Here is a 17,038-nt window from a genome sequence, read left to right as displayed (position 1 = left end):
GGCCTCTCTTCTCGCTGATCGTGTACCCCCGCCGGGAGATCCCACTCCCGGCCGGTGCCAGCAGATTTTACGCACGTCCGGGAAGCCGGACCACGGTCACGAAGAACTCGTCGATCTGGCGGACCGCCGCGATGAACTGATCGAGGTCGACCGGCTTGGTGACGTAGGCGTTGGCGTGCAGCTTGTAGCTGCGCAGGATGTCCTCCTCGGCGGAGGACGTCGTCAGCACGACCACCGGAATGAGGGAGAGCTCCTGGTCCTGCTTGATCTGCTCCAGCACCTGACGCCCGTCGTACTTGGGCAGGTTCAGGTCGAGCAGGATCAGGTCGGGGCGCGGCGCCTCGCCGTGCTCGCCGCGGCGGTAGAGGAAGTCGAGCGCCTCCTGTCCGTCGCGGACCACGTGGAGGGTGTTGCGGATCTTGTTGTCCTCGAACGCCTCACGCGTCATCAGCTCGTCACCGGGGTCGTCCTCGACGAGCAGGACCTCGATGGGCTGTGCGGGATGGGTCACGCGGTATCTCCGGGGATCTCGGCGGGTGGGGCGGCCTCGGCCTCGGCAGAGGATTCGTCGTCCTCGGCCGGCAGGCTGAAGTGGATGCGGGTGCCCCGGCGGGGTTCGGGATCAATCCAGATCCGGCCGCCGTGGAACTCGATGATCTTGCGGCAGAGGGCCAGTCCGATCCCGGTGCCGTCGTACTCGTCACGGGCGTGCAGACGCTGGAAGATCACGAAGACCTTCTCTGCGAACTCGGGGGCGATCCCGATCCCGTTGTCCGTCACGGTGAAGTGCCAGACGTCGTCCTCCCGGACGCAGCCGACCGTGATCACGCACGGCTCGTCCGGGCGGCGGAACTTCACCGCGTTACCGATCAGGTTCTGCCAGATCATGGCGAGGGTCGTACCGTCGCCGTTCACCTCGGGCAGTGCGTCCTCGCGCACGACCGTGGTCCCGGACTCCTCGATGACCAGCGTCAGATTGGCGAGCGCCCGGTCCAGCGAGCGGTCCAGGTCGACGGTGTTCCAGCCGTCGTGGACCCGGCCCACCCGGGAGAAGGTCAGCAGGTCGTTGATGAGCACCTGCATGCGCTTGGCGCCGTCGACCGCGAAGTCGATGTACTGCTTGCCGCGCGCGTCCAGTTCCGTCCCGTAACGCTTCTCCAGGAGCTGGCAGAAGGAAGCGACCTTCCGCAGCGGCTCCTGGAGGTCGTGCGAGGCGACGTACGCGAACTGCTCCAGCTCCGAGTTGGAACGGCGGAGCTCCTCCGTCTGCTGGGCCAGCAGCTCCTCCCGCCCCGTGGCGGCGTCGAGCTCCTCGACCAGCCGGCACCGCATGTCCTCGACGGCAGCCGCCACCGCCCTCACGTCGGACGGGCCGCGCACCTCGATCCGGCGGCGGAAGGAGCCGGACTGTACGTGCCGGGACGCCTCCGTCAGCGAGTGGAGCGGCCTTCCCACCACCCGGTGCAGCAGCAGGCTGAGGGCGATCACGCACAGCACGAAGCAGGCCACGAGCGCGATCAGGGTCCGGTCGCGGGTGACGCGTGCGTCGTTGAGCTGGGCGCGGGCGTGGTCGCGGGCGGTGGCGAGATGCGACTGCTGTGCGGTGTAGAGCCGCCGCAGCGTGTCGAAAGCGGTCTTGCTCTCGGAGGTCCTGGCGGAAGCGCGGCCCTGCGGGCCGTCGCGGCGGACGGCGGCGATCAGCGGTTCCGCGTGCTCCTTGCGCCACTGCGCGGAGGCCGCGGCGATCCGGTCCAGATCACGGGCGTACGGCTCGGCGCCGCCCATCGCGGAACGGACCCGGGCCAGCCGCAGCTCTTCGTCGTGCTTGCCCGTCGCGTAGGGCTGGAGGAAGGTGGGGTCGCCGCTGAGGGCGTAGCCCCGGACCCCGGTCTCCTGGTCGAGCAGCGCGTTCTGCAGCTGGAAGGAGGCGGAGCGGGCGGGCTGGATGCGGTCCACCAGTTCGGTGGTCCGGTCGGATATCCGGGCCAGTACGAGTCCGCCGATGACCAGGCAGCCGCACACGACCATGACGAAGCAGCCCAGGATCAGATGGACCCAGTTCTGGACCGACAGCCGTGCCAGCCGTCCCGGCAGCAGCGGGGAGTCCGCCGGTGAGTCACTGGTCATGAGATGTCCTGTTCCAAGCGAGATGAAGCACGGCCACGTCGTCGGCGAGGCCGCCGTGGGGAGCCGCCGCGTCGGCGGCTCCGTCGACCAGGGCGTCGATGAACGGACGGGCGGGAAGCGCGGCCCGGCTCCGGGCCATCGCGAGCAGTCCGTCCTCGCCCAGCCGGGTGTCGGGGCCGGTGCGCCCCTCGAACAGGCCGTCACTGAAGAGTACGAGACGGGCACCGGGCGCCAGCGTCAGGTCGGTGGAGATCCACTGACCGTGACCGGGCAGCAGTCCGAGCGCGATGCCGCCCTCGGGCTCCACCCACTCGATGTCCGTGCCCTGGCGCAGCAGCAGTCCCGGGTGTCCTGCCCGCACGATCCGGACGTGGTCCCCGCCGGGCGGGAAGACGAGCGAGGTGACGGTCGCGAAGACGTGCGGGTCGGACCGCTCCGCGACCAGGATCTCCTCCAGCAGGCCGATCTGTTCCAACTGGCCGGTGCGGCACAGCACAGCCGTGCGCCAGGCCACCCGCAGGCACACCCCCAGCGCGGCCTCCGCCGCGCCGTGCCCCGACACATCACCGATCACGGCGTGCACCGTGCCGTCGGACGTCTGGACCACGTCGTAGAAGTCACCGCTGAGCAGACCGTGGGCGCGGCCGGGCTCGTAGCGGGCGACCGCCTCGAAACCGTCGTCGTTCAGCAGCGGTACCGGTAGCAGCCCGCGCTCCAGGCGGGCGTTCTCCTGGGCCATCTGCTGGTTGGCGCGCAGGGCCGCCGCCGCCCGTTCGACCTGCTTGCGCTGGAGGGCGTAGCGGACGGCGCGGGACAGGGCCTGCGGGTCCAGCCGTCCCTTGACCAGGTAGTCCTGCGCACCGGTGGCCACCGCGTCGAGACCGGCCTCGGCCTCGGCCAGCCCGGTCAGCACCACGATCGCGGCGTCCGGAGTGGTCTCCACGATCTGCGTGACGGCGCTCAGCCCGTGCACATCGGGGAGGTGCAGGTCCAGCAGGACGCAGACGGGTGTCCGGTGTCCGCGCAGAAAGGTCAGGGCCTCGGTCAGTGTCTTGCACCAGGTGAGCGCGGAGTCCAGCTCGCCGTCGGCGAGCATCTCCTCGACGAGGAGGGCGTCGCCCGCGTCGTCCTCCACCAGCAGGATGGCGGCGTTGACGTCCCACACGGAGGCCCGGCCGCCCTGCTGTGCCCCGGTCTGGGCCGGGAGAATCGCGCTGATCGGGTGTCGCGTGTGGGAGCCAGTACGCGTCTCAGCCACGCCTCACCCTCTCGTTGTGATCGAGCGGGCCGCCCGCCGTCGCCAGGGCAGCATATGTGAATGACGCCCGCCCGAGTGCGGGCAGGCGCCATTCAGCTGCTGTGTGATGCACTACGTGCGTTGCCGTTGCCGGACGCCAGGCGTCGGGCCTCAGGCCTCGACGGACATTCCGGCCCGCAACTGCTTGACGATGCGGGCGAGCAGCCGTGACACATGCATCTGCGAGACGCCGAGCTCGGCACCGATCTGGGACTGCGTCATCTCCTGGCCGAAACGCATCTGCACGATGCTGCGCTCGCGTTCGTCGAGCTGTTCCAGCAGCGGCGCCAGCGTGTGGAGGTTCTCGACGGTCTCCATCCCGGGGTCGGCCTCACCGATCATCTCGGCGAACGACCGCTGGTCGCTCCCGGAATCGGTCTCGGCCGAGGGGGAGTCCAGGGACCCCGCCGAATAGCCGTTGGCCGCGACGAGTCCCTCGATGATCTCTTCCTCGGGCAGGTCGATGAGTTCGGCCAGTTCCTTGACCGTCGGATCGCGGTCGAGCTTCGCCGAGAGCTGTTCCTTCGCCTTCGCCAGGTCGACACGGAGTTCCTGGAGCCGCCGAGGCACGTGCACCGCCCAGGTCGTGTCCCGGAAGAAGCGCTTGATCTCCCCGACGATGTAGGGGACCGCGAAGGTGGCGAACTCGACGTCACGGGAGAGGTCGAACCGGTCGATCGCCTTGATCAGCCCGATGGTGCCGACCTGGATGATGTCCTCGGTGTCGTCGCCACCGCGGTTGCGGAACCGAGAGGCGGCGTACCGCACCAGCGAGAGGTTCATCTCGATGAGGGTGTTGCGCGCGTACTGGTATTCGTGAGTGCCCTCTTCGAGGACCTGGAGCCGGTCGAGGAAGAGCTTCGACAGGGCGCGGGCGTCCTTCGGAGCCACCTTCCCGGTGTCCTCGATCCACGGCAGCTCCGAGGTGCCGGGCTCCGAACGGATGCCGGTCTGCTCGGAGAACGTGCGGGTGGAACCAAGGACTGCGCCGGTCTGGTCCGTCGTGGCCGCCATGTTGTCGCCCCTCCTGCTAGCCAAGTTCGTCAGACCTCGTGTGCCCCGCATCAGTGAGGTCATGCCGAATGGGTGCGATTTTTTCTCGCCGCCGTGGCGGCAGCGGATATGAGTGCCCGTTATGGCCATTTTGTGCCAGTGCCGGTTGGATCCGGGATGTTGCCGGCCCGCATTCGCGGGCACTGTCTTGTATCCGATGCGCAGGGAGATGCCATGGCGAACAGCGATTCCGCGGGCCCGGCCACGGTCACGACCAGGATTCCGGCGAGACTGGACAGGCTCCCCTGGTCGGGGTGGCACTGGATGATCGTGATCGGGCTCGGGACGGTCTGGATCCTGGACGGCCTGGAGGTCACGGTCGTCGGCAACATCGCGAGCCGGCTCTCCGAGGACGGCAGCGGTCTGCCGATCAGTGGCGGCCAGGTCACCGGAATCGCCGCGGCGATGTACGTCGCGGGGGCGTGCTCGGGCGCGCTGGTCTTCGGCTGGCTCACCGACCGCTACGGCAGGAAGAAGCTCTTCCTGATCACGCTCGCCGTCTACCTCCTGGCGACGGCACTCACCGCGGTCTCCTTCTCGGTCTGGTGGTTCTTCCTCTTCCGGTTCCTCACCGGCTTCGGGATCGGAGGGGAGTACGCCGCGATCAACTCGGCCATCGACGAACTCATCCCGAGCAAGTACCGGGGACGTGTCGACCTCATCATCAACGGCAGCTTCTGGCTCGGCGCCGTGGCCGGCTCGCTGCTCTCCGTGCTCGCCCTCAACACGTCCATCTTCCCGAAGGACGTGGGCTGGCGTCTCACCTTCGCCCTGGGGGTCGTCCTCGGACTCGTCATCCTCCTCGTACGCCGCCACGTGCCGGAGAGCCCCCGCTGGATGTTCATCCACGGCCGTGACGAGGAAGCCGAGAAGCTCGTGGCCGAGGTGGAACGTGAGGTGGAGTCACAGACGGGGCGCAAGCTCCCGGAGGCCGGGACGAGCATCACCGTCGAGCAGCGGGGCGGGATCGGCTTCGGGCTGATCGCCAGGACCGTCTTCCGGTCCTACCCGAAACGCGCCGTGCTGGGCTTCTCGCTCTTCATCGGGCAGGCGTTCCTCTACAACGCCGTCACGTTCGGCTTCGGCTCGATCCTCGTCACGTTCTTCGACGTGTCCAGCGGCGCCACCGGCTACTACTTCGCCGTCATCGCCGCCTGCAACTTCCTCGGACCGCTCCTGCTCAGCCGCTTCTTCGACACCGCGGGCCGCAAACCCATGATCGCCGGGACGTACATCCTGTCCGGCGTCCTGCTCCTGGTCACCGCGTGGTTCTTCAACAGCGGGTGGCTCTCGGCCGTCACCATGACCGCGTGCTGGTGCGTCGTGCTGTTCTTCGCGTCCGCCGGTGCCAGCTCCGCCTACCTGACCGTCAGCGAGATCTTCCCGATGGAGACCCGCGCGATGGCGATCGCCTTCTTCTACGCCATCGGCACCGCCGCCGGCGGAATCTCCGGACCCCTCGTCTTCGCCGACCTCACGGAGAGCGGCGTGGTGGCCGACACCGCGCTGGCCTTCTGCATCGGGGCCGGGCTCATGATCGCGGCCGGGCTGGTGGCCTGCTTCTTCGCGGTCGCGGCGGAGGGCCGGTCCCTTGAGGACATCGCCGCGCCGCTGAGCACCCGGAGGGATGCCGGCGGAAGCGGGACGCGGCCCTCGGGCGAACCAGGCTGACGCACTCGAATGGAGCAGCCGCCGGAGCATGGCAAACTTGGTGGGGGCGTTCGGCCCGCAGTGCGGCGGCTTCGCGCAGAAGCCCGCGGCCGGACCTTCAGTCCCGTGGATGCGAGTCCTCGTGAGTCCGGCTCGGCGGCGCGCCACGGTCGCCGGGAGAATCCGGCGGCACAAGCAACAGAGGAACGGCAATGACGGTGACAGAGGACGGTCCCGAGCTCGGTACCGAGGAGCTCGTGCCCGGTACTGAGGAGTTCGGTCCCGGTGCCGGGGAGTTCGGCCCCGGTATCGACCCGCAGCGGCTGGCCGTCTGCCTGGGCGTGCTCGACGAGCTCGACGCCATCGAGGTCGACCACCCGGACGCCATCGCGGTGCGCCGCGCCACCGCCGGCATCTACCGGACCGTGAAGCAGCGCCGCCGCCAGGAGCGCCGGGCCGCCAAGACCGCGCACGACAAGGCCGTCACGGAGGCCACCGCGACCGGTTCGGCGGAGCGCATCGACGACGAGACCCAGGGCGTCCTGCCGTCCTCCTCCGCCGCCGCGGAGATCGCGGGCGTCCTCCAGCGCCCCAGGTCCTGCTACATCTGCAAGACGCGGTACGTCGAGGTCGACGCGTTCTACCACCAGCTCTGCCAGTCGTGCGCCCGGGAGAACCGCTCCCGCCGCGACGCGCGCACCGACCTGACCGGCCGCCGGGCGCTGCTCACCGGGGGCCGCGCCAAGATCGGCATGTACATCGCGCTGCGTCTGCTGCGGGACGGCGCGCACACCACGATCACCACCCGCTTCCCCAACGACGCGATCCGCCGCTTCAAGGCGATGGAGGACAGCGACGAGTGGATCCACCGGCTGAAGATCGTCGGCATCGATCTCCGCGACCCCGCGCAGGTCGTCGCGCTCGCCGAATCCGTCGCCGCCGAGGGCCCGCTGGACATCCTGATCAACAACGCCGCCCAGACCGTGCGCCGCTCACCGCAGGCGTACAGCGAACTGCTCGGTGCCGAGTCCGCCCCGCTGCCCGCGGGTGAACTCCCCGCCGCAGAGGTGATCGGCACCTTCGGCAGCGGCACCGTCGACCGCGTCGCCGCGCTGCCCGCCGCCCGCAAGGAGGGGCTGAGCGCGCAGGACGTCACCGATCTCGCACTGGTCACCGGATCCGCCTCGCTCGAACGCATCGCTGCCGGCACCGCCATCGACGCGGGCGGCCTGGTCCCGGACCTGCACCACAGCAACAGCTGGATCCAGACAGTCGACGAGGTCGAGCCGATCGAGCTGCTGGAGGTCCAGCTCTGCAACTCGACCGCGCCCTTCATCCTGATCAGCCGGCTCCGCCCGGCCATGGCCGCGACGGCGTCGGCCCACTCCTACGTGGTCAACGTCTCCGCGATGGAAGGCGTGTTCGGCCGCGGCTACAAGGGAGCGGGGCACCCGCACACCAACATGGCCAAGGCCGCGCTGAACATGCTCACCCGCACCAGCGCCCAGGAGATGTTCGAGAAGGACGGCATCCTGATGACCGCCGTCGACACCGGCTGGATCACCGACGAGCGGCCGCACCCCGACAAGATGCGGCTGGCGGAGGAGGGCTTCCACGCCCCGCTCGACCTGGTCGACGGCGCCGCCCGCGTCTACGACCCGATCGTGCGCGGCGAGGCGGGCGAGGCGCTGTACGGCTGCTTCCTCAAGGACTACGCCCCGGCGAACTGGTAGCGGTCGGGAACGGCGCCCCTGCACGGAGCCGCGGACCCGGCCCGGGAAGTCTCCCGGGCCGGGTCTTTTCCGTGCCCGGTGGCTGAAAGTGACCCAGGGCACACGTTCCATCGAGCGTAGCGGCGCTCATTTGGTTACTCTGAGAGGAACGGACGCAACCGAGGGATCCACGAAGATTCCCCGGCCGCCCCGGGACAGGCCTGTCAACCAGGCCGCCGTCCCGCCCCGTACCCGGCGCCACCGCGACCGAAGCTGATCCTTCCCCCGCCCCGGCGGGCGGTCGACGTGCCGGTATAGGAGCCGGAGCGTCGGCGACGCCCGGGGTTACGCGACACAAAGGAGTGCGCGGTGACGACACCGGAACTGACGAAGCACGAGGAGCGACCGGCCGAACGGTCCGGAGAGCGGGCCCGCAGGCCCGAGAAGCTCCGGAACATCGAGGTCTGGGCCAGGTCCGCGCCGATCCGGCTGGCCGGCTACGAGGACGACCTCGCCGAGCCGCACATCCTGCCCGGCATCGACTGAGCGTCGCACCACCGAGCTCCGGCCCGCACCCGTGAACGGGGGCGCGGGCCGGAGCTCTGCCGTCTGGCGGGCGCCCCGTTCAGAAGGCCGCGCGGGCCACGGCGGCCCCGGCGAACGAGAGGCCGACCCCCGCGCCGACGGTGAGCAGCAGCTAGCCCGCCGCCAGGGTGACCCGGCGGGCGGCACGGGCGGGTCCGGCCGGGGCGCAGCGCGCGAGCCCGTACCCGGGTGGGTCAACTGGAGACCCCGCAGCGCGATTATCCGAACACTCTATGTCTTGATGGCATATGTAGTGATGCGCCCCCGGCCCGTCGGGACGGAGGCCTCCTCGCCGTCGAGTCGCTGGAGTCAGCCTTGCCCCTCGCCGAGCCGGAATTCGTCCGGCGGCTGGAGAGCCGTCAGCCGTCCGCGTACGTACTGGCCTCGCTGCGGGGGTTCGGGCAGGTCGATCTCCAGGCCGGACTGCTGACCGGTGTGGCGATCCTCGTCGCGCTGTGGGTGTCCGGCTGGCAGAACGGCCTCTACGCCACGCTCGGCACCCTGATCGCCACCGCGACCGCCTACGCCCTCGCCGTCGACCGGTCGGGGATCGCGCTCGGACTCCAGGGGTACGCGGGCTGCCTCACGGGCATCGCCCTCGTCTCCTCGCTGGGCAACCATCTCGCCACCTATGTGCTGACCGTCGTCGGCGCCGTCATGTGCACCGTTCTGATGGCCGCCCTGGGCACCCTCCTCGCGCCCTACGGGCTCACCCCGCTCACCGCGCCCTTCTGCCTGGTCTCCGGAGTGATGGTGGTCGGCGCCCCCTCGTTCGCCCGGGTCTGGCACGGCGATCCGGCCTCCGTGGCCAGCACCACCACCGGCGGGACCGGGTGGACCTGGACCGCCCTGTGGCACGCGTTCTTCAACAACATCTCGCAGGTCTTCCTGATCGACAGCTGGTACGTCGGGCTGATCATGCTCGTCGGCCTCGCCCTGGCCGGCCCGCGCGTCGTGCTCTACGCGGCGGGCGGCAGCGTGGCCGGCATCGTCGCCGCGTGGGTGCTCGGCGCCCCGACGGCGCTGATCGCCAACGGCATCTACGGATACAACGCGGTGCTCGTGGCCATCGCCCTCGGCGCGGTGTTCCTGGCGAACACGGTCTGGAACGGTGCGTACGCGCTCTTCGGCGCGGCCGTCAGTACCGGGCTCACAGCTTCGCTGACGTCCATCTTCAAGACCTTCGGCGGCCACACCTTCACCTGGCCGTTCATTCTCACGACCTGGGCGCTGATGGCCGCCGTGCCGCTGCTGCCCCGGCTCCGCCGGAGCGGCTGACCGTCCAGGCCCCCGGGCCCCGCGCCCTCAGCCCGTACAACCCGAGGAAGGTACCGACGATGAACCTCGCCCCTCGCGAGATCGACAAGCTGCTGGTGTACGTGGTGGCCGACCTGGCCCGCAAACGCCAGGAACGCGGCCTCAAGCTCAACTACAGCGAGTCCGTCGCGCTGATCACCGAGGCGATCCTCGAAGCCGCGCGCGACGGCAGGAGCGTCGCGGACTGCATGGAGCTGGGCCGCCATGTCGTGGGCGAGCCGGACACCATGCCCGGCGTACGGGAGATGCTCGGCCTGCTCCAGGTCGAGGCGTCCTTCGTGGACGGTACGAAGCTGGTGTCCTGCCACGACCCGATCGGGGGCTGACCCCGGTGGCCGAGCGCTGCGCCGTCATCGCCGTGTGCGGCCACGAAGCCGGTTACGGGCGTCCGCTGGAGCGACTCCTGGGCCCCGGGGTGAGCGTCGTGCCGAGCGGGCGCGAGCTGTTCCGGAGCATCTCCGCGCACCGGCGCCGGGGTGAGGAGACCGCGGTCGTCCCGATGACGCTCGGCCGGGACCCCGGACTCGTCGCGGACACCGCCCGGACCCTGCGAGCCCTTGCCGGCGGCGACCGGGCGGCCACCGTGCTCACCGAGCCGTTCGGAACCGCACAGCACCTCGTCGGCTGGCTGCGCGCTGCGGCGGGACGAGTACCGGAGGACTCCGCCCTGCTGGTCACGGCCACGTCCGGCGACCCGTTCGAGGACGCGGAGCTGTACCGGATCGCCGCACTCGTACGCCGCTACGGGCGGCACGCCCTGGTCGAGGTGGCGTTCACGGGCGGGGACCCGGACCCGGCCGAGGGCGTCCGGCGCTGCCGGCTGCTCGGCGCGCAGCGGGTGACGCTGCTTCCGGCCGGGTTCGCGCCGCCGGAGGTGCCGGAGCCCGCCGGACCGGCCGGGCCGGCGGTGGACCGCGCCGGCCCCCTCGTGTCCGCGTCCGCGCTGCGACGGGTACTGGCCGAGCGGGTGGCCGACGCCCGGCGGCGCCTGCGCGAAAGCGGCGACGACGGCATCGCGGCCGGGCTGAGCGCGGCAGAGAACCACGGCCACTCCCACACCCACCCACCGGGCGGGGGACACGACCACGACCACGGCCATGGTCACCACCATCACGGCGGCCCTGGCCATCCGCACCCGCATCAGCACCCGTCCGCCGATGGAGCGGGCCAAGTCATCAGGAGCATCGCGTGACGTTCCGTCAGAAGTACCTCTACGGCAAGGACCCCATCGAGATCAACGCGGGCCGCCGCACGTTGAAGGTCACCGTGAGCAACACCGGTGACCGTGCGGTGCAGATCGGCTCGCACTACCACTTCTTCGAGGTCAACTCGGCGCTGTCGTTCGACCGCGAGGAGACACTCGGCATGCACCTCAACATCCCCGCCGGCACCTCGGTGCGGTTCGAGCCCGGCGGCTCGCGCGAGGTCGAGCTGTGCGCGTACGGGGGGACCGGCCGGCTGATCGGCTTCAGCGGGCTGCTCAACGGCAGCCTCGCCTCCCACCCCGCCCGGGTCGAAGCCGTCCGCAAGGCCATCGAGCAGGGCTTCCAGGGCGCGCGGAGCACCGCCGCCAGGAGCACCGGGGCCGGCCGGCCCGCCCCGAAGCGGGCCGCCAAGCCTGCAGCCAAGCCCACAGCCAAACCCGCAGCCAAGCCCGCCAAGGCGGCCAAGGAAAAGAAGAAGGGTTCGCGCTGATGCCCATCCTGCCGCGCAAGCAGTACACCGACATGTTCGGCCCGACGGTCGGGGACCGCTTCCACCTGGCCGACACCAACCTCGTCGTCGAGGTCGAGAAGGACTACAGCGAGGGCCAGTACGGCGACGAGGTCCTCTACGGCGGCGGCAAGACCATGCGGGACGGTATGGCCTCCGACCCGCAGATCACCGCCGCCCAGGGCGCACTCGACACCGTCATCACCAACGTCGTGGTCATCGACCCGATGGTCGGCGTGGTCAAGTGCGACATCGGCATCAAGGACGGCTTCATCGTCGGCATCGGCAAGTCCGGCAATCCGCAGACCCAGAACAACGTCGATCCGAACCTGGTCATCGGCGCGGGCACAGAGGCCATCGCGGGGGAGCACCTCATCGCCACCGCGGGCGCCATCGACACCCACGTCCACCTGATCGCCCCGCAACAGGCCGAACAGGCGCTCACCAACGGCATCACCACCCTCATCGGTGGCGGCACCGGACCGACGGACGGCACCAACGGCACCACCTGCACCCCCGGCCCGTTCAACATCGCCAGGTTCCTCCAGGCCGCCGAGGGTTTCCCGGTCAACCTCGGCATCATGGGCAAGGGCAACGGCAGCCTGCCGGAAGCGCTCAACGAGCAGATCGTGGCGGGTGCCTGCGGCCTCAAGGTGCACGAGGACTGGGGCGCCACCCCGGCCGTCATCGACAACGCACTGAACGTCGCGGACGCGTACGACGTCCAGGTCTCCATCCACACCGACAGCCTGAACGAGAGCGGCTTCTTCGAGGACACCCGCTCCGCGATCGACGGCCGGGCCATCCACACCTTCCACAGCGAGGGCGCGGGTGGCGGCCACGCCCCCGACATCATGCGGGTCGCGGGCGAGCCGAACATCCTGCCGTCCTCCACCAACCCGACCCTGCCCTACACCAAGAACTCGGTGGACGAGCTCCTGGACATGGTCATGGTCTGCCACCACCTCAGCCACGACATCCCGGAGGACGTGTCCTTCGCGGACAGCCGGGTGCGGGCCGAGACGATCGCCGCCGAGTCCGTGCTGCACGACCTCGGCGTGATCAGCATGTTCTCCTCCGACTCCCAGGCCATGGGCCGGGTCGGGGAGTCGGTCACCCGGGCCTTCCAGACCGCGCACCACTGCAAGGACAAGCTCGGCAGGATGGAGGGCGACTCGGCGCGCAACGACAACCAGCGGGTGCTTCGCTACCTCGCCAAGATCACCATCAACCCGGCCATCGCCTCGGGCATCGCCGAGCACGTCGGATCGATCGAGAAGGGCAAGCTCGCCGACATCGTGCTGTGGCCCATCCACTCCTTCGCGGCCAAGCCGAAGATGGTGATCAAGGGCGGCATCGTCTCCTGGGCCCAGATGGGTGACCCCAACGCCTCGCTGCCCACCCCGCAGCCGGTCATCTACCGGCCGATGTTCGGCCAGTACGGCAAGGCGCTCCCGTCGACGCACGTCACCTTCATGTCCCAGGCAGGCATCGCCGCCGGTGTCCCCGCCGAACTCGGCCTGGAACGCAAGGTCCTGCCGGTCCGGCGCACCCGCACCATCGGCAAGCACAACATGGTCCGCAACGACGCGCTGCCGGACATCCAGGTCGACCCGGAGACGTTCAAGGTCACGCTCAACGGCAAGGTCGCCACCATCGACCCGGCCGAGACGCTGCCCCTCAACCACCTGTACTTCCTGGTCTAGGGCCGATGTACCGCAACGAGGGCGACAGCCTGGGCGAACCCCCGCCCGCCATGCCCCCGCCCGCAGTGACCACGGGCGCCACCGGCCTCGGGCGGCTGCTGGTCAGCCTCCAGCTGACCGACTCGGCGTTCCCGAGCGGCTTCTACACGCTGTCGCACAGCCTGGAGGGCTTCGCCCAGGCCGGGGCCGTCGACGCCGCCACCGTGCCGCGCCTGCTCCACGACCTGCTGCTGCACGGTGTCGGCCCCGCCGACGCCACGGCGCTCGCCCTCGCCCACCGCGCGACGGCGGCGGGCGAACCGGCGGCCGTGGTCCGGATCGACGAGCACCTCTTCGCGACCAAGCTGGGCCGCGAGATGCGCCAGGCCGCCACCCGGACCGGACGCCAGCTGCTCGACCTCGGGCAGGAGGTCTTCGACCACCCGGAGATCTCCGACTACTTCGGCCGTGTGGTGCGCCGGGAGGCCCCCGGCACCCAGGCGGTCGCCGCGGGCGTCATCTACGCGGCGACCGGGGTCCCGGTCCGGCAGGCCGTCGCCTGCGACCTCTTCGCCTTCTGCGTCAGCTTCGCGGGCGCGGCACTGCGCCTCAGGCTGACCGACCACCGCTCGGCGCAGACGCTCCTGCGGGGCGCCGCGCCCCTCATCGAGGAAGCCGTCGAGGCGGCGCTGCGGCGCGAACTCGATGACGTCGGGGCCACCGTCTTCGCCTCGGACATCATGTCGGGCCGTCATGAGCGCGCCGAGGCCCGGCTCTTCGCCAGCTGAAACCAACCCCGTCACACACAGGGAGCACCATGGACGACAACGTACTGCGGGTCGGCATCGGCGGACCGGTCGGCTCCGGCAAGACGGCGCTCATCGAGGCGCTGGTGCCGATGCTGATCGAGCGCGGCCACCGCCCCGCCGTCATCACCAACGACATCTACACCCAGGAGGACGCCCAGCACGTCCGGCGCACCCTGGCCGGTGTGCTGGAGCCGGAACGGGTCGTCGGCGTCGAGACCGGCGCCTGCCCGCACACCGCCGTACGCGACGACCCCACGATGAACCTGGCGGCCGGCGCCGAGATGCTGGAGCGCTTCCCCGACACCGACACACTGCTCTACGAGTCCGGCGGCGACAACCTCACACTGACCTTCAGCCCGGCCCTCGTGGACCTCTTCCTCTTCGTGCTGGACACCGCGGAGGGCGAGAAGATGCCCCGTAAGCGCGGCCCCGGCATCACCGAGTGCGATCTGCTCGTCATCAACAAGATCGACATCGCCCAGTACGTGCGCACGGACATCAATGTCATGGAGTCCGACGCCCACCGGGTCCGGGACAACCGCCCCGTCGTCCTCACCGACTGCCTGACCGGCGTCGGCATCGACGACATCGCGGTCTACCTCGAATCGCGCCGCAAGGTGCTGATCTGAGATGACGCTCGCCCCGCACCGGCCACCGGCCGACCGGCTGGCCGAGGAGTACTACGCCGCGGTCCGGATCCCGCCGGACGTGGCGGCCCTGGCGTCCGTGCCCGACACGCTCGCGCCCGGGTCCCCGGCCAAGGTCGGCATCCTCGACCTGGCCTTCGCCGTGCGGGGCGGGCGCACCGAACTCGTCGAGCGCTACCAGAAGACACCGCTCCAGATCATGCGGCCGCTGTGGATCGACCCCGCGCTGCCCGGCATGAGCTACGTCTACCTGATGGCGACCGGCGGCGGTTACGCCCAGGCCGACCGCTACCGGATGGACTTCCGCTGCGGCCCGGACACCCAGGTCCATCTGACCACCCAGGCCGCCACCAAGGTCTTCCGGATGGAGCACGACTACGCCAGCCAGCGGGTGCACCTGACGGCGGAGGCCGGGAGCTACGTCGAATACCTGCCGGACCCGCTGATCCCGTTCAAGGACGCGCGTTTCTACCAGCGCACCGAGGTCACGGTGGCGAGCGGCGCCACCGTCGTCGTGGGCGACACCCTCACCGCCGGACGGCTCGCCCGAGGGGAACGCCACGCCTACCGGGTGCTCGCCACCGACCTGCGCGTCAGCAGGCCCGACGGCACCCTGCTCGCCCTCGACATGCTGCGCCTGGCTCCCGGTCCGGACGGCGCGGGGGTCCTCGGCCCCGGGGTGTTCGCCGGCCACGACCATGTCGCCTCGCTCTTCGTGGTGACCGACCGCGCCCCCGCCGCCGAAGTGGCCGACGCCCTGCACGGGGCGCTGGCACCGCTCGGCGTCCTGTACGGGGTGAGCGTCCTGCCCCGGGAGTGCGGCGCCTGGGTGCGGCTGCTGGACGACAGCCCGATCCGGGTCGCCGCCGCGCATCAGGCCGCCTGGCGGTCCGTGCGCCGGCTGCTCACCGGCCATCCGGTCCCGGACCTGCGCAAACCGTAGCCTCTCCGCCCCACGAGAACCGCGAGAAACCCGAGGTACCCGCCGATGAACACCGCTCCCGCGCCGATGCCACCCGCGTACGACTCCGGTGACACCGCCTGGCTGCTGGCCTCCACCGCCATGGTGCTGCTGATGACGCCCGGTCTCGCGTTCTTCTACGGCGGCATGGTGCGCACCAAGCACGTGCTGGTGATGATCAAGATGAGCTTCGCCGCGCTCGCGTTCGGCACCCTCGTCTGGTGGGTCATCGGGTACACCCTCGCCTTCGGTCCCGATGTGGGCGGTGCCGGAGTCATCGGCAACCTCGACCACGTGTTCATGCACGACATCGAACTGACGACGCTGACCGGGGCGATCCCCACCTACGTCTACAGCACCTTCCAGATGGGCTTCGCCATCATCACGGTGGCGCTGATCAGCGGTTCGATCGCGGACCGCGCCACGATGCGGGGCTGGCTGGTCTTCGTCGTGCTGTGGCTGCTCATCGTCTACATCCCCATCGCGCACTGGGTGTTCGACACGGACGGCTGGATCGTCAGGCACCTCGGCGCCCTCGACTTCGCCGGCGGCCTGCCGGTGGAACTCAACTCCGGTGTGGCGGGCCTGGCCGTCGCGCTCGTCCTGCGGGCGCCGCGCGATTTCGCCCGCCGCGAGGAGCGCCCCAACAACATTCCGCTTGTGGTCATCGGGGTCGGCCTCCTGTGGTTCGGCTGGTTCGGCTTCAACTCCGGCTCGGCGCTGACCGACCAGGGCACCGCGGCCGCGGCTTTCATCAACACCCAGCTCGGGGCGGCGGGAGCGATGGTCACATGGCCGCTGGTGGAGAAGTGGCGCACCGGCCGGGTCACCACGATGGGGGTCGTCTCCTCCGCCGTCGCGGGCATGGTCGCCATCACCCCGGCCTGCGGTGAGATCAACACGCTGGGCGCGGTCATCACCGGCCTCGTGGTCGGCGCGGTCTGCGCGTTCGCGATCACCCTGAAGTTCCGCTTCAACGTGGACGACACGCTCGACGTGGTGGGTGTGCACGGGGTCGGCGGTCTGATCGGCCTGATCATGGTCGGCCTGTTCGCCACCGCGCGCATCAGCGGAAAGAAGGGGCTCTTCTACGGCGGCGGCTGGGGGCTGCTGGGCAAGCAGCTCGTCGCGATCGCCGCCGTGATCGCCTTCTCCTTCATCCTGACCTGGCTCATCGCCAAGGCAGTGGATCTGACCGTCGGTTTCCGCGCCAAGGAGGAGTACGGCCGGGTTCCCGGTGAGGAGCAGGAGCGGGCGTACGACTTCCAGACCGCGGAGCGCCTCGGCGCGCTGGTCTCCAGCAAGCCGGTGACCAGCGACGAGGAACTCGTCAAGCAGATCAGCACCCTGCTGCGGGCCCGCCGGCAGGAGAAGTAGCCAACGGCTGGCGAGGCGGACTCCGGATGCCCGGCCCGCCCCGCTTCGTCCCTCAAGTCATCCGATGGATGCGGGAGAGAAGTTTCGTTCTGTCTGGAAGATTGC

At 70.1% G+C, this 17,038-nt stretch carries 16 protein-coding genes; 12 read left to right on the top strand and 4 right to left on the bottom strand.

Annotated features, from left to right (window positions below; all coding sequences use genetic code 11):
- Positions 1-67 precede the first annotated feature (67 nt).
- The 4 genes from ACZ601_RS02180 to ACZ601_RS02165 form a co-directional block, all read right to left on the bottom strand.
- On the bottom strand, positions 68-511 hold the full coding sequence (locus ACZ601_RS02180) for a response regulator (RefSeq protein ID WP_469532108.1): 444 nt from the start codon (positions 509-511) through the stop codon (positions 68-70).
- Complete coding sequence (locus ACZ601_RS02175; RefSeq protein ID WP_469532106.1) at positions 508-2,127, bottom strand: sensor histidine kinase; 1,620 nt, start codon at positions 2,125-2,127, stop codon at positions 508-510. The genes ACZ601_RS02180 and ACZ601_RS02175 overlap by 4 nt, the downstream gene beginning before the upstream one ends.
- On the bottom strand, positions 2,117-3,337 hold the full coding sequence (locus tag ACZ601_RS02170; RefSeq protein WP_469533788.1) for a PP2C family protein-serine/threonine phosphatase: 1,221 nt from the start codon (positions 3,335-3,337) through the stop codon (positions 2,117-2,119). Before ACZ601_RS02170 ends, ACZ601_RS02175 begins: the two co-directional genes overlap by 11 nt.
- A 198-nt stretch (positions 3,338-3,535) precedes the next feature.
- Positions 3,536-4,438 carry an RNA polymerase sigma factor SigF gene (locus tag ACZ601_RS02165; RefSeq protein WP_440574052.1) on the bottom strand — a complete coding sequence of 301 codons (903 nt, stop codon included), beginning with the start codon at positions 4,436-4,438 and terminating at the stop codon, positions 3,536-3,538.
- Between the two features lie 213 nt (positions 4,439-4,651).
- On the opposite strand from ACZ601_RS02165, the gene ACZ601_RS02160 reads away from it, so the two are divergent.
- From ACZ601_RS02160 to ACZ601_RS02105, 12 genes are all read left to right on the top strand, one after another.
- Positions 4,652-6,148, top strand: a complete 1,497-nt coding sequence (locus ACZ601_RS02160) for an MFS transporter (RefSeq protein ID WP_469532104.1) — start codon at positions 4,652-4,654, stop codon at positions 6,146-6,148.
- Positions 6,149-6,339: 191 nt separating this feature from the next.
- On the top strand, positions 6,340-7,860 hold the full coding sequence (locus tag ACZ601_RS02155; RefSeq protein ID WP_440574054.1) for an SDR family NAD(P)-dependent oxidoreductase: 1,521 nt from the start codon (positions 6,340-6,342) through the stop codon (positions 7,858-7,860).
- Positions 7,861-8,208: 348 nt separating this feature from the next.
- Positions 8,209-8,385, top strand: a complete 177-nt coding sequence (locus ACZ601_RS02150) for a hypothetical protein (protein WP_440574143.1) — start codon at positions 8,209-8,211, stop codon at positions 8,383-8,385.
- Between the two features lie 354 nt (positions 8,386-8,739).
- Positions 8,740-9,702, top strand: a complete 963-nt coding sequence (locus ACZ601_RS02145) for an urea transporter (RefSeq protein WP_440574144.1) — start codon at positions 8,740-8,742, stop codon at positions 9,700-9,702.
- A gap of 59 nt (positions 9,703-9,761) precedes the next feature.
- Positions 9,762-10,067, top strand: a complete 306-nt coding sequence (locus tag ACZ601_RS02140; RefSeq protein WP_024492193.1) for an urease subunit gamma — start codon at positions 9,762-9,764, stop codon at positions 10,065-10,067.
- A 5-nt stretch (positions 10,068-10,072) separates the two neighbouring features.
- Positions 10,073-10,933 (top strand): sirohydrochlorin chelatase, encoded by an 861-nt coding sequence (locus tag ACZ601_RS02135; RefSeq protein ID WP_469532101.1) that lies wholly within the window; start codon positions 10,073-10,075, stop codon positions 10,931-10,933.
- Positions 10,930-11,436, top strand: coding sequence for an urease subunit beta (locus tag ACZ601_RS02130; protein ID WP_469532100.1), 507 nt, complete (start codon positions 10,930-10,932; stop codon positions 11,434-11,436). The genes ACZ601_RS02135 and ACZ601_RS02130 overlap by 4 nt, the downstream gene beginning before the upstream one ends.
- Positions 11,436-13,160, top strand: a complete 1,725-nt coding sequence (gene ureC, locus ACZ601_RS02125) for an urease subunit alpha (protein ID WP_440574147.1) — start codon at positions 11,436-11,438, stop codon at positions 13,158-13,160. Before ACZ601_RS02130 ends, ureC begins: the two co-directional genes overlap by 1 nt.
- A gap of 5 nt (positions 13,161-13,165) precedes the next feature.
- Positions 13,166-13,927 (top strand): urease accessory protein UreF, encoded by a 762-nt coding sequence (locus ACZ601_RS02120; protein WP_469532099.1) that lies wholly within the window; start codon positions 13,166-13,168, stop codon positions 13,925-13,927.
- 29 nt (positions 13,928-13,956) lie between these two features.
- Positions 13,957-14,577 carry an urease accessory protein UreG gene (gene ureG, locus ACZ601_RS02115; protein WP_073734604.1) on the top strand — a complete coding sequence of 207 codons (621 nt, stop codon included), beginning with the start codon at positions 13,957-13,959 and terminating at the stop codon, positions 14,575-14,577.
- Between the two features lies 1 nt (position 14,578).
- On the top strand, positions 14,579-15,538 hold the full coding sequence (locus ACZ601_RS02110; protein ID WP_469532097.1) for an urease accessory protein UreD: 960 nt from the start codon (positions 14,579-14,581) through the stop codon (positions 15,536-15,538).
- Positions 15,539-15,583: 45 nt separating this feature from the next.
- Positions 15,584-16,933: an ammonium transporter gene (locus ACZ601_RS02105; RefSeq protein ID WP_469532095.1), complete on the top strand. Its 1,350-nt coding sequence runs from the start codon at positions 15,584-15,586 to the stop codon at positions 16,931-16,933.
- Positions 16,934-17,038: the final 105 nt, after the last annotated feature.

The sequence above is a fragment of the Streptomyces sp. NPDC104307 genome, from assembly GCF_055584045.1.
Note: the sequence above shows the minus strand (reverse complement) of the source record. Positions and strands in the feature narration are given on the sequence as shown.

Coding starts and splice junctions, on each gene's coding strand:
- ACZ601_RS02175 (WP_469532106.1), bottom strand. CDS start 2,127: ATGACCAGTGACTCACCGGCGGACTCCCCGCTGCTGCCGGGACGGCTG.
- ACZ601_RS02165 (WP_440574052.1), bottom strand. CDS start 4,438: ATGGCGGCCACGACGGACCAGACCGGCGCAGTCCTTGGTTCCACCCGC.
- ACZ601_RS02160 (WP_469532104.1), top strand. CDS start 4,652: ATGGCGAACAGCGATTCCGCGGGCCCGGCCACGGTCACGACCAGGATT.
- ACZ601_RS02155 (WP_440574054.1), top strand. CDS start 6,340: ATGACGGTGACAGAGGACGGTCCCGAGCTCGGTACCGAGGAGCTCGTG.
- ACZ601_RS02140 (WP_024492193.1), top strand. CDS start 9,762: ATGAACCTCGCCCCTCGCGAGATCGACAAGCTGCTGGTGTACGTGGTG.
- ureC (WP_440574147.1), top strand. CDS start 11,436: ATGCCCATCCTGCCGCGCAAGCAGTACACCGACATGTTCGGCCCGACG.
- ACZ601_RS02120 (WP_469532099.1), top strand. CDS start 13,166: ATGTACCGCAACGAGGGCGACAGCCTGGGCGAACCCCCGCCCGCCATG.
- ureG (WP_073734604.1), top strand. CDS start 13,957: ATGGACGACAACGTACTGCGGGTCGGCATCGGCGGACCGGTCGGCTCC.
- ACZ601_RS02110 (WP_469532097.1), top strand. CDS start 14,579: ATGACGCTCGCCCCGCACCGGCCACCGGCCGACCGGCTGGCCGAGGAG.
- ACZ601_RS02105 (WP_469532095.1), top strand. CDS start 15,584: ATGAACACCGCTCCCGCGCCGATGCCACCCGCGTACGACTCCGGTGAC.